Source organism: Streptomyces sp. NPDC005803 (assembly GCF_040630435.1).
Taxonomy (GTDB): Bacteria; Actinomycetota; Actinomycetes; order Streptomycetales; family Streptomycetaceae; genus Streptomyces.
In genome coordinates this window covers 572,021-583,836 of the sequence record NZ_JBEXXO010000001.1, presented here as the reverse complement: position 1 = coordinate 583,836, position 11,816 = coordinate 572,021, and the positions used below count along the sequence as shown (strand labels likewise).

The window sequence follows — 11,816 nt, the reverse complement described above, 5'->3', positions numbered from 1 at the left end:
GTCAACCGCGCTGTCACACCCGTGTGCTGGGCCTGTGGTCCGGCTGTGAGGAGGGGGGAACGCTTCCGTACGGGTCTCCCGGGCGCGCGCGGTCCGCCGGCAGGTGGACGGCGAACACCGTGTCCCCCGGCACCGAACGCACCTCGGCGACCCCGCCGTGCGCGGCCACGACGGCTTGCACGATGGCGAGTCCGAGCCCCGTCGAGCCGGCGTGCCGGGAGCGCGAGGCGTCCCCCCGCGCGAACCGTTCGAAGACCCGCGGCAGCAGCTCCGCGGGGATGCCCGGCCCGTTGTCCTGGACCTCCAGGGTCACCCAGGGATGCCCCGTCTCCGCGCGCACCCGGACCGTGACCGTGGTCCCGGGCGGGGTGTGCGTACGGGCGTTGGCGAGCAGGTTGACCAGCACCTGCTGGATCCTGGTCGGGTCGGCGCAGACGGTGGCGGGCGCCTCGGGAAGGTCCAGCCGCCAGTGATGGGCGGGCCCGGAGCCGGACCCGGAGGAGGCCCTGGCCGTGACGCGGGCGTCGCTCACCGCGTCCACGACGAGCGGCGACAGATCGGTGCTCTCGTACGAGAGCGGCCGTCCCGCGTCCAGCCGGGCGAGCAGCAGCAGGTCCTCCACCATGCCCGTCATGCGCTGCGCCTCGGACTCGATACGCCCCAGCGCGTGCCGGGTGTCGGGGCCGGTGTTCTCCCGGCCGCGCCGGGTGAGTTCGGCGTAGCCGCGGATCGAGGCGAGCGGGGTGCGCAGCTCGTGGCTGGCGTCGGCGACGAACTGGCGCACCCGCATCTCGCTCTTCTGCCGCGCGTCCAGGGCCGAGCCGACGTGGCCCAGCATCCGGTTGAGGGCCGCGCCGACCTGGCCGACCTCGGTACGCGGGTCGGCCTCGGCGTCCCGGACCCGTTCGAGCAGGGCGACCTCGCCGCTGTGCAGGGGGAGTTCGGAGACGCGCGTCGCGGTGGCGGCCACCCGTCGCAGCGGCCGCAGGGCGACGCCAACCATGGCGGCGCCCGCGATCCCGGCGGCGATGAGCCCGGCCCCGGTGACGCAGACCTCGACGAGGACCAGGGTGGTGAGGGCGCCGCTCACCTCGGCGGTGGGGATGCCCACGAGGACGGTCGAGCCGTCACTCGCGGGGGCGGCGGCCCGCACCCGGTAGCCGCCGAGTCCGGGCAGTCCGACGTCGTGCGCCTCGCCGTCGGCGGGGACCCCGGCCGCCTCCAGGGCGCTCACCTGGGCAGCGGTCAGCGGTTCGGTGGTGTCCGTGGCGTCGAAGCCGCCGGCCTTCGCGACCGCCGAGTCGGTGACGTCACCGTCCATGGAGAGCGCACCGAACGTCCTGAGCGGCTGGCCGCCCATCCCGATGAAGCCGAGCGGCTCCCTGTCCTTGGGCCCTCCGGGAACGGGCGCGCCCGGCATCCGGTCGGCCCGCGCCGCGATGTCGCGCAGCTGGCCGTCCAGCTTCCCGTACATGTAGGTGTGGAAGGCGATGGCGGTGACCGTGCCGATCACGGCCGCGACGACCGCGATCAGCGACACCGCGGAGACGACGAGCCTGGTCCGCAGCGTCCACGGGCCCTTCCGCAGCCGTTTCACTCCGCTACTCACCGGGCTTGATGAGATACCCCGCGCCACGCCGGGTGTGGATCATCGGCGTCCGGCCGGCGTCGATCTTCTTGCGCAGGTACGAGATGTAGAGCTCGACGACGTTGGCCTGTCCGCCGAAGTCGTAGTTCCAGACCCGGTCCAGGATCTGCGCCTTGCTGAGCACCCGGCGCGGATTGCGCATCAGGAACCGCAGGAGTTCGAACTCGGTCGCGGTGAGGTGGATGTTCACCCCGCCCCTGGCCACCTCGTGGCTGTCCTCGTCCAGCATCAGGTCACCGACGACGAGCGTGGACTCACTGCGGACCGCCGCCGTGCCGGACCGCCGGATCAGCCCGCGCAGCCGGGCGACGACCTCCTCCAGGCTGAACGGCTTGGTGACGTAGTCGTCGCCCCCTGCCGTGAGCCCGGCGATCCGGTCCTCCACGGAGTCCCGCGCGGTCAGGAACAGCACGGGCACCTCGGAGAACTCCCGGCGCAGCCTGCCGAGCACGGCGAGCCCGTCCATGTCGGGCAGCATCACGTCGAGGACCACCGCGTCGGGCCGGAAGTCCCGGGCCGTACGCAGGGCGCCGGCGCCGTCCCCCGCGCTGCGGACCTCCCAGCCCTCGTAGCGCAGCGCCATGGAGAGCAGCTCGGCCAGCGGGGCCTCGTCGTCCACGACCAGCACCCGGACGGGGGTGCGGTCCGGCCTGAGCAGTTCGGTGCGCCCCTGGGGCGAGGTCGTCGTCGTCATGACCCCACCCTGTGAGACGCCCCTGAGAGAGTTCTTTCCCGATTCTGTGAATTCCCTGAGAAAGGGGCGCGGGGGGTGGGGCCCGCCTCCTCAGCAGGCGAACAGCGCCTTCGCGTTGTCGTGGCAGACCGCCCGCAGCCAGTCGTCCCCGAGCTCCAGCCGCTCCAGGGCGTGCAGCTGGTGGGCGTACGGATACGGGATGTTCGGGAAGTCCGTCCCCAGCAGGATCCGGTCCCCGAGCGCCGCGAGCCGCCCGCGTTCGGCCGCCGGGAACGGGGCCAGGCCCTCGGTGAAGTCGGTGAACGTCATCGTCGTGTCGAGCCGCACCTCCCGGTACGTCTCGGCGAGCGTCAGGAACTCCGTGTACTCCGGCATCCCCATGTGCGCCACGACCAGCCGCAGCCGGGGGTGCCGGGCGAGCAGCCGGCCGACCGGTTCCGGCCCGGTGTGCCGGCCGGGCGCGGGCCCGGACCCGCAGTGCGTCACCACGGGCACCCCGGCCTCCGCGAGCAGCCCCCACACCGGGTCCAGCAGCGGGTCGTTCGGGTCGTACGCCCCGACCTGGACGTGCGCCTTGAAGACCCGGGCCCCGGCCTCGACGGCCTCGGCCACGTACTTCTCGACGCCTTCCTCCGGGAAGAAGGTCGCGGTGTGCAGACAGTCGGGCACCCGGCCGGCGAAGCCGGCCGCCCACGCGTTGAGCCAGGCCGCCATGCCCGCCTTGTGCGGGTAGAGCATCGAGGTGAACCGGAGCACGCCGAACGAACGCAGCAGCGCGAGCCGCTCGTCCTCGTCGTGCCGGTAGGCGATCGGCCACTCCATCCCGGTCAGCGGCCCGGCCGAGTCGAAGTACGCCCAGACCTTGCGCAGCACCCGCTCCGGCATGAAGTGCGTGTGGACGTCGATGATCCCCGGCAGCCCGAGCCGCTCCCGGAACCGCACCACGTCGTCGCGGTCGTCACTCATACGGCGCTCCTCCCCGATCGCTCCCGACGATCTCAGAACAGCCCGGCCTGCGACGCGCCGCCCCCGACCACGACGGTCGGCACGCTCACCCCGGCCCCCGGCCCGGCCGCCGTCAGCGCCCAGCCGGTCATCAGCCGGGTGTCGACGACGACGACCCCGTCCGCGCCCGTGTCCAGATGCAGATCCGGTCCGGCCGCCGCGACCAGCCGCCCGGCGACCACGCCCCCGTCCACCAGCCCGGTCACCGCCCGCACCACCCCGCCCGGCCCGCCGAGCCGGAAGATCCCCGCATGGTCGACCGCCTCGAACGGCAGCCGCTCCAGCGCCTCGGGCCAGCCGCGCCCTTCGAGCGCCGCCGCCCGCCCGTACAGCTCCGCCACCTCGGCGGCCCGCACCGCCGGGTCCGGCAGGTCCGCGCGCACCGCCCGCTTGCGCGCGTACGGGATCCGGTCCGGCACCCCGAGCGCGGCCCGCAGCACCTCCTCGGCCCGCCGCGCCGCCATCAGCGGCCCCCGCCCCAGCCAGCTGAAGACCACCGCCCCCTGCTCGCGCAGCCGGGCCGCGCCCCGTTCCTCGGCGGTGATCCCGACCTTCACCATCCCGGCCCCGAACCAGGCGAGGTACACGCGGTACGTCCGCGGATCGTCGGGGATCGTGTCGGCGGCCACCGAATGCGCCCGGTCCAGCCGCCCGCACTCCGCGCACCGCGCGCCGGTACTCCGCTCCGGGACCGGGGCCGCGACCGGGCAGGCGTTGCCCCGCGCCCCGACGCAGGTCCGCACCCCCGCGGCCCGGAACCCGAGCTCGGCGCCGTACGCCGGAGCGCTGCCCCGCGTCCGCGCGCCCTTTCGCCACCCGAGCACGGGGCCGCCCCGCTCCTCCGGCCACCGGAGACCGGTGCACTGCCACTCCATGCGTGAACTCCCGGGCCCTGGACGCCGATCTGCGTACGCGCGCGACCCCGCGAGGGTTCCACACATCGCCCATTCATGTGATCTGGGTCACACTGGAGGGGTGGCGGGTACGCCCCCCTATTTTCCCTCAGAGGTGTTCGACCATGACCAGCATCGACGGCACTGCTCTCGACGGCCTGCGGGCGACCTTGCGGGGGCCGGTCATCACGCCCGAGGACACGGACTACGACGACAGCCGCAGCCTCTACAACGCCATGATCGACCGGCGTCCCGCTGCCGTCGCCCGGTGCGCGGACGTGACGGACGTGCGGGCCACCCTCGCGTTCGCCCAGGACGCCGGGCTCGACCTGGCCGTACGGGGCGGCGGCCACAGCGGTCCGGGCCTGTGCCTGGTCGAGGGCGGGCTGACCCTCGACCTCTCGCCGATGCGCTGGGTGCGCGTCGACCCCGAGGCCCGGACGGCGCAGGTGGGCGGGGGCAGCCAGCTGGGCGATCTGGACCACGCCACGCACACCTTCGGTCTCGGCGTACCGGCCGGAATCATGTCGACCACCGGCGTGGGCGGCCTCACGCTGGGCGGCGGTCACGGCTATCTGACCCGCGCGTACGGCCTCACCGTCGACAGTCTGCTCGCCGCGGACGTCGTCCTGGCCGACGGCACCTTCGTCACCGCGTCCGCTACGGAGCACCCCGACCTCTTCTGGGCGCTGCGGGGCGGCGGCGGCAACTTCGGCGTCGTCACCTCGTTCACCTACCGGCTGCACCCGGTCGACACCGTCGGGGTCGCGGTGACCCTGTGGCCGGTCGACCGCACGGCCGAAGTGCTGCGGTGGTACCGGGACTTCCTGCCCGCCTCGCCGGACGACCTGTACGGCTTCTTCGCCCTCCTGACCGTCCCGCCGGCGCCCCCGTTCCCGGAGGAGATCCACGGGCAGAAGATGTGCGGCGTCGTCTGGTGCCACACCGGCGACCTGGCGGCCGGCCGGCTGGAGGAGGCGCTGTCGCCGGTCAGCGACCCGGCGCCGCCCGCCTTCCACTTCACCAGCCCCATGCCGTACCCCGCTCTCCAGGCCATGTTCGACGGCCTGCTCCCCAAGGGCCTGCAGTGGTACTGGCGCGGTGACTTCTTCGACGCGATCTCGGACGCGGCGATCGAGGTGCACGCGCAGTACGGCCGCGCGCTGCCCACCGGCCTGTCGACGATGCACCTGTACCCGGTGGACGGAGCGGCCCACCGGACCGCACCGGACGCGACGGCCTGGGCCTACCGGGACGCCACGTGGTCCGGCGTCATCGCCGGCATCGACCCCGACCCCGCCAACGCCGAGCGGATCCGTCAGTGGTGTGTCGACTACTGGACCGCACTGCACCCGCACTCGATGGGCGGCGCCTACGTCAACTTCCTCGGCGAGGCCGAGGCCCCGGACCGCGTCCGGTCGACCTACCGCGGCACGTACGACCGCCTGGCCGCGGCCAAGCGCACCTACGACCCCGACAACTTCTTCAGCGCCAACCAGAACATCACCCCGGCTGCCGCGTGAGGCACCCGCACCGTCCGGGCCCGGGCCCGCTCCCCCGCTGCCGGTGAGCGCCGCGCGCGTCAGGTTCCGGGGCCCGTGCCCGCTCCTGCGGGCCGGCGGGCGCCGCGAGCGTTAAGATCCGGGCCATGCCCCTGACCGTGCAGGACGTGGACCGGTTCGAGGCGGCCAGGCCCCGCCTGGAGGCCATCGCCTATCGCCTCCTCGGATCGGCGAGCGAGGCCGAGGACGCCGTGCAGGACACCTTCCTGCGCTGGCAGGCCGCCGACGTCGACCGGATCGAGGTCCTCGAGGCCTGGCTGACGAAGGTCCTCACCAACGTGTGCCTCAACCAGCTCACCTCGGCCCGCGCCCGGCGCGAGACCTACGTGGGCCAGTGGCTCCCCGAGCCGCTCCTCACCGGGGACCCGATGCTGGGCCCCGCCGACACCGCCGAGCAGCGCGACTCCGTCTCGTTCGCGGTCCTCACCCTCATGGAGCGGCTCTCCCCCAACGAGCGGGCGGTGTACGTCCTGCGGGAGGCCTTCGGCTACCCGCACCGCGAGATCGCCGAGATCCTCGACCTCACCGAGGCCGCCACCCAGCAGATCTTCCACCGCGCCAAGAAGCACGTCGCGGACGGCACGGCCCGCACCGAGATCGACGAGGCCGCCGCCCGGCGCATCGTCGACGAGTTCCTCGCGGCCGCCACCAGCGGCCGTACCGAGCCGCTCGTGCGGCTGCTGACCGCGGACGCCGTCGCGGTCGGCGACGGCGGCGGCAAGGTCCCGGCCCGCGCCAAGGCGTTCGAGGGCGCCCTCGCGGTCGCAAAGTTCGTGCGCGGCCTGTTCAAGCCCAGCAAGGCCAAGCGCGACATCGCGGGCGGCTCCCCCGACGTGTACGTCATGGACGCCAACGGCTCCCCCGCGGTCCTGGCGGTCGTCGACGGCCGGGTCATCGGTGTCATGTGCCCGGAGATCACCGACGAGGGCATCGCCGCGTTCCGCAGCCAGGTCAACCCCGACAAGCTCGAACGCGCGACCCGGCGGTGGGCCGCGTCCGACCACGGAGAACCCCTGTTCAGCGCCTTCTGACCGGCATGTGACGTGCCGCACACCGCCGACCTGTCAGGAAACGGCGGGCTGCCCGGTTCAAGGGACGAACCCGCGCGAGACAGGAGCAGGGAAATGCAGCAGCAGCACCGCGTCATCGTCCTCGGAGCCGGATACTCGGGAGCCATCGCGGCCGGCCGCCTCGCCAAGCGGCTGCGTCGCGAAGACGTCGCCATCACGCTCGTCAACGCCGAACCCGACTTCGTCGAGCGCGTCCGGATGCACCAGCTGGCGGCCGGCCAGGAGCTGGCCCCCAGGCCCTTCGGCGAGATGTTCGCCGGCACCGGCGTCGCACTGAAGTACGCGAAGGTCACCGGCGTCGACGCCGACCGCGCGACCGTCGCCGTCGTGGGTGAGGCCGGCGCCGAGGAACTGGCGTACGACACCCTCGTGTACGCCCTCGGCAGCGGCTGGAACAGCCGGGGCGTGCCCGGCGCCGACGAGCACGCCCACGAGATCGCCGGCCGCCCCGGGGCCCTCCGGCTGCGCGAGCGCCTGGCCGCCCTGGACGCCGGGCAGTCCGTGGTCGTCGTGGGCGGCGGCCTCACCGGCCTGGAGGCCGCGACCGAGTTCGCCGAGGCCCGCCCGGACCTCGGCATCGCCCTCGCCGTCCGCGGCGAACTCGCCGACTGGCTCTCGCCCAAGGGCCGCCGGCACGTGCGGAAGGTCGTCGACGGGCTCGGCATCACCGTGCACGAGCACAGCGACGTCACCGGTGTGGCGGCCGACCACGTCACCACCGCCGACGGCGCGACCCTCCCGGCGGCGGTCACCGTGTGGACGGCCGGCTTCGCCGTCCACCCGATCGCGCAGGCCACCACGCTGGAGACCACCGCCACCGGTCGGATCGTGGTCGACGCCACCATGCGCTCGGTCTCCCACCCCGACGTGTACGCCATCGGCGACGCGGCCCTGGCCATGGGCCCGGGCGACAAGCCGCTGAGGATGTCGTGCGCGTCGGGCGTCCCCACCGCGTGGCAGGCCGCCGACGCCGTCGCGGCACGCCTGACCGGGACGAAGCCGCCGAAGACCCCGCTCCGCTACTTCAACCAGTGCGTCTCGCTGGGCCGCAGGGAGGGGCTCATCCAGTACGTGACCGCCGACGACCGGGCCGTCCGGGCCGCCCTGACCGGGCGCCTGGCCGCCGTGTACAAGGAGTTGGTCTGCAAGGGCGCGGCCTGGGGCGTCGCCCACCCGACGCTCGGCATGCCGGCCAGGCGCCGCCCGGTCGTCCGGCGCGAGCCCCGGCCGGCACCGGTCGCCGGCGCACCGGCCCCCGCCGCCGAACGCGCCTGACCGGCCGCTCAGAGGAGCCGTTCGGGCAGAGGGCCCGCACTGGGCGTGCGGGCCCTCCGGGCGCCGTCCGGGGTCGCGAACTCCACGTCACCCAGGGGGTCGGCGGTGACCTCACCGACGACGGCGGCGTGCCGTCCGTAAGGGTGCGCGCGCAGGGCCGCCAGGACCGCACGGGTGCGTCCGGGCGGGACGAACAGGCACAGACAGCCCGCGCAGGCCGCATCCAGCGGGGCGAGGCCGCAGGTGGCGAGGGCCACCCGCGTCTCGTAACGCACCGGCAGCGCGGCCTCGTCGACGCGCAGGGTCAGCCCCCGGCCGGCGGCACACAGCCGCAGGACCTCCGCGAGCCCGCCGGCCACCACGGGGCGGGCGTGGCGGACGTCGGCGACGACGGTGCGCAGCAGGCCGCCGAGGGGGGCGCAGTCGCTGGGCACGTGGTGTTCGTAGCCGAGGCCGTCCCGCAGGGAGACCAGATGGGCGGCGTGGTTGCCCAGCGGGCCGGTCACGACGATGGCGTCGCCGGGACGGACGGTGTCCAGGTCGAGCGGGGGCCCGGCGCGTTCGCCGAACGCGGTCGCGGTGAGGAAGACCCGGTCGGCCTCGCCCGCGCGGACGACCTTGGTGTCGACGGCGGCGACGGTGACCTGGGCCTCGGCCGCGGCGGCGCGCACCGACGCGGTCAGCCGGTGCACCAGGTCCAGCGGCAGACCCGCCTCCAGCACGATGCCGAGGGCGATGTGGCGGGGCTCGGCGCCGGTGGCCGCCAGTTCGTTGACGGCGCCGCAGACCGCGACCCTTCCGATGTCGCCGTTGCCGAAGAAGGGCGGGTCGACGACGTACGTCCCGGTGCGGACCACGACGGCGGGGTCCGGGCCGAGGGTGCGGGCGATCAGTTCGGGGGTCTCCGGGCCGAACCCGACCTGGGACGTGTCCCATCTCCCCGCGTACGTCACGAAAGCCACCCCCCGATGCCCACGCATCATGATCGTGCTCTCATCATCCTGTGGGGGCGGGGTCCCGCATACCCGTGTCCGCGGCGGCGTCCCTGATGAGGGGTCAGTAGGGGCGGTGGTACGCCCGCAGGAGGAGGGCGGCCGCGACGGCGGCCAGGGCGGGGAGGGCTCCGAAGCCCGCCAGTATGCCGATCCGGGCCGTCGTGGTCTGCTCGGCGGCGTGGCCGGTGCCGGAGGAGACGTATCCGCAGAGCTGGAGGACCAGGCCGTAGAGGAACGGGCCGAGGGCCACGCCGAGGCCCTCTCCGGTGGTGAACACCCCGGCCAGGACACCGCCGCGGTGGCGGCCGGTCCGGGCGGTGTCGCGGGCGATGCAGTCCGGCAGCAGCGCGTACAGGAAGAGGAGCTGGCCCGCGTGTCCGGTGCCGGCCAGCGCCATGCTCAGCAGGACCGCGCCCTCGGGCAGGACCGGCGACGCGAGGAAGAGCAGACAGCCCGCGGTGAACAGCGCGGAGGCGACGGCGTAGCCGCGGGGGCCGCGCAGCCGTGACCACAGGGGCATGGTGAGGAGGTTGGGGGCGACGAACGCGGCCACCAGGGGCCCGACCCCCGAGGAGTCGTGCAGGACGTGCCGGGCGAAGTACGGGGCGCCCGCCAGGAGCACACCGGTGGCGACGGACTGGAGGACCACGCAGCGGAGCAGGGCCATGAAGGCCGGGTCGGCGCGGGCGGCGGCGAACTGCGCGCGCAGGGTGGGCTCGTCGGCGGGCACCGCGGCCGCGCCGCCGGCCGTACGGGCCGTTCCGGCGCACACCCAGAGCGCGCCGACGGCGATGACCGTCGCGCCGAACAGGCCGGCCCAGCGGTGCCCGGTGAGTCCGCCCCCGCCCGCGTCGACGAGGACCGGGGAGAGTGCACCGGTGACGAGCGCCGCGACTCCGATCACGGCGACCCGGCCGGCGACCAGCCGCACCCGGTCCTCCTCCCGGTCGGCGAGCTCGGCGGGCATCGCGGCGTACGGCACCTGGAAGAAGGCGAAGGCCGTCGCGGTGAGGAGGTATCCGGTCGCGGTGAACCAGGCGCCGGCGGACCCGGACAGCAGGCCCGAGAAGGTCAGCGCGAAGGCCAGGGCCATGGCGAGCCCGCCCCCGAGGACGTACGGGCGGCGGGAGCCCCAGCGGGTCCTCGTACGGTCGCTGGCGCGGCCGACGAGCGGGTTGAGCACGGCGTCCCAGGCCTTGGGCACGAAGACGACCACCCCGGCCAGCGCGGCGCCGACGCCCAGGGTGTCCGTGAGGTAGGGGAGCAGCAACAGCCCGGGCAGGGTGGTGAACGTGCCGGTGACGAGCGCCCCGGAGGCATAGCCGAGCCGCAGCCGGCGCGTCGGCCCCGCGGCGTCTGCCGGGCCGGGCGGGGCGGAACGGTCGCCTTCGGTGTCTGTGACGGCCATCAGGATGTCTCCTCCCGAAAGCCCCGCCGAGGACGGGGGACGTGCCTCGGCGGGGCTGTCGGACGAACCGTGGCCGCCCGCGCATGGATGCCGCTTAAGGCCGCCCACGAAGGGGGCCGCTCACCGCCGGCCGCGGGAGGCGCACCTTCCTGCCATGCACGTTGTGGCCAACGGGGACGGGTGGCTGGGGCTTGTCAGGGCGCTCCACGATGTGCCGAGAGAAGGAGAGGGACATGACAGTCGACAACCGCACGACCTCGGCTCCCGTCATCCACGGACGTGCGACAGCGGCGGTGACCCGGGAGGTTTCCGCGGAGCTCGCACAGCACCTCATCCACCGCCCGTCCGCGCGGACCTACTACGCCCTCGACGCACCCAGTCCCGGCGAGGAGCACTTCACCCTCGTCGGCGAGACCCCCGTCTCTCATCCCCTCTTCAACGACGGCCCGGGGCACTTCCACGACCTCCAGATCGCGACCGGAACCGTCCGCGAGGTCGGCGAACTCGTCGGGCACCGCTACTTCGGCGTGCCCGAGGACCGGCCCGGGCTCTTCTACCGGTTCGCCCTGGACCTCACCGATCTCTCCGCCTGGCGCACGGACCCCGCCGAGAGCCGGCCCGTGCTCATGGAGACGCGGATCAGGGCACGGCCCGCGAACGTGGTCGCCGAGGTGCCGCGCGGACTCGACTTCCATCTGGACGTGCGCATCGACGGCCGTTCGTGCGCCACCGGCTCGGCCGGGATGGTCTTCCTCATGCCGAAGCTGTACCGCAAGCACGTGGCGCACGCCCGGCAGGCCATGCGCGCCGTGCCGGAGCTCGGCGACGCGCCGGACGCGCCCCCGCGCCCGGCCGAGGCCCATGAGGTGAGCCGCCGCGCCGAGGGCAACGTCGTGATCAGCGAGCCCACCGACGCCTCCCGCGGCCGGATCAGCACCTGGGTGCTGTCCGAGCCGGTCAGCCCCGTGTTCGACGACCCGGGCGGGCAGTTCTCCGGTCTGCATCTGCTGGAGGCACTGCGCCAGAGCTCCCTGCTCACCGCGGGCCGCGCCCACGGGCTGGAGCCGGCCCGGAGCACCCTCGGGGCCTGCCAGGTGCACTTCCGCGGGCAGGCGGCCCGCGATCTGCCGCTGCGCTGTGTGGCGGTGGCCGGTCCGCTGGACCGGGACGCCGAGGGGCGGCCGACCGTGCCGGTCACCCTGACGCTGACGCAGCAGCGGTGGGCGGTCGCCGAGGCCCGCACCTCCGTGGTCCAGGACTACTGAG

At 74.3% G+C, this 11,816-nt stretch carries 10 protein-coding genes; 4 read left to right on the top strand and 6 right to left on the bottom strand.

The annotated features are described in order from the left end of the window. Nucleotides 1–13 precede the first annotated feature (13 nt). From ABZ454_RS02375 to ABZ454_RS02360, 4 genes are all read right to left on the bottom strand, one after another. Nucleotides 14–1,609 carry a HAMP domain-containing sensor histidine kinase gene (locus ABZ454_RS02375; RefSeq protein ID WP_359535703.1) on the bottom strand — a complete coding sequence of 532 codons (1,596 nt, stop codon included), beginning with the start codon at nt 1,607–1,609 and terminating at the stop codon, nt 14–16. Continuing rightward, entirely contained in the window at nt 1,602–2,342 is a 741-nt protein-coding gene (locus ABZ454_RS02370; protein WP_356319165.1) for a response regulator transcription factor, read from the bottom strand. The genes ABZ454_RS02375 and ABZ454_RS02370 overlap by 8 nt, the downstream gene beginning before the upstream one ends. 90 nt (nt 2,343–2,432) lie before the next feature. Then, nucleotides 2,433–3,308, bottom strand: a complete 876-nt coding sequence (locus ABZ454_RS02365; RefSeq protein WP_359535702.1) for an amidohydrolase family protein — start codon at nt 3,306–3,308, stop codon at nt 2,433–2,435. Between the two features lie 32 nt (nt 3,309–3,340). After that, complete coding sequence (locus tag ABZ454_RS02360) at nt 3,341–4,222, bottom strand: DUF2797 domain-containing protein (protein WP_359535701.1); 882 nt, start codon at nt 4,220–4,222, stop codon at nt 3,341–3,343. A gap of 143 nt (nt 4,223–4,365) precedes the next feature. On the opposite strand from ABZ454_RS02360, the gene ABZ454_RS02355 reads away from it, so the two are divergent. From ABZ454_RS02355 to ABZ454_RS02345, 3 genes are all read left to right on the top strand, one after another. After that, nucleotides 4,366–5,763: an FAD-binding oxidoreductase gene (locus ABZ454_RS02355; RefSeq protein ID WP_359535700.1), complete on the top strand. Its 1,398-nt coding sequence runs from the start codon at nt 4,366–4,368 to the stop codon at nt 5,761–5,763. Nucleotides 5,764–5,888: 125 nt separating this feature from the next. Beyond that, nucleotides 5,889–6,833 (top strand): RNA polymerase sigma factor SigJ, encoded by a 945-nt coding sequence (sigJ, locus tag ABZ454_RS02350; protein ID WP_356319161.1) that lies wholly within the window; start codon nt 5,889–5,891, stop codon nt 6,831–6,833. Between the two features lie 93 nt (nt 6,834–6,926). After that, on the top strand, nt 6,927–8,147 hold the full coding sequence (locus tag ABZ454_RS02345) for an FAD-dependent oxidoreductase (RefSeq protein ID WP_359535699.1): 1,221 nt from the start codon (nt 6,927–6,929) through the stop codon (nt 8,145–8,147). Nucleotides 8,148–8,155: 8 nt separating this feature from the next. On the opposite strand, the gene ABZ454_RS02340 is transcribed toward ABZ454_RS02345, so the two are convergent. Further along, nucleotides 8,156–9,109, bottom strand: coding sequence for an AIR synthase-related protein (locus ABZ454_RS02340; protein WP_359535698.1), 954 nt, complete (start codon nt 9,107–9,109; stop codon nt 8,156–8,158). A gap of 94 nt (nt 9,110–9,203) precedes the next feature. Beyond that, a complete protein-coding gene (locus ABZ454_RS02335) occupies nt 9,204–10,550 on the bottom strand; it encodes an MFS transporter (protein WP_359535697.1) in 1,347 nt (448 codons plus the stop codon). Between the two features lie 233 nt (nt 10,551–10,783). Between ABZ454_RS02335 and ABZ454_RS02330 the strand changes: the two genes are divergently transcribed. Beyond that, nucleotides 10,784–11,815 carry an AfsA-related hotdog domain-containing protein gene (locus tag ABZ454_RS02330; protein WP_359535696.1) on the top strand — a complete coding sequence of 344 codons (1,032 nt, stop codon included), beginning with the start codon at nt 10,784–10,786 and terminating at the stop codon, nt 11,813–11,815. Nucleotide 11,816: the final 1 nt, after the last annotated feature.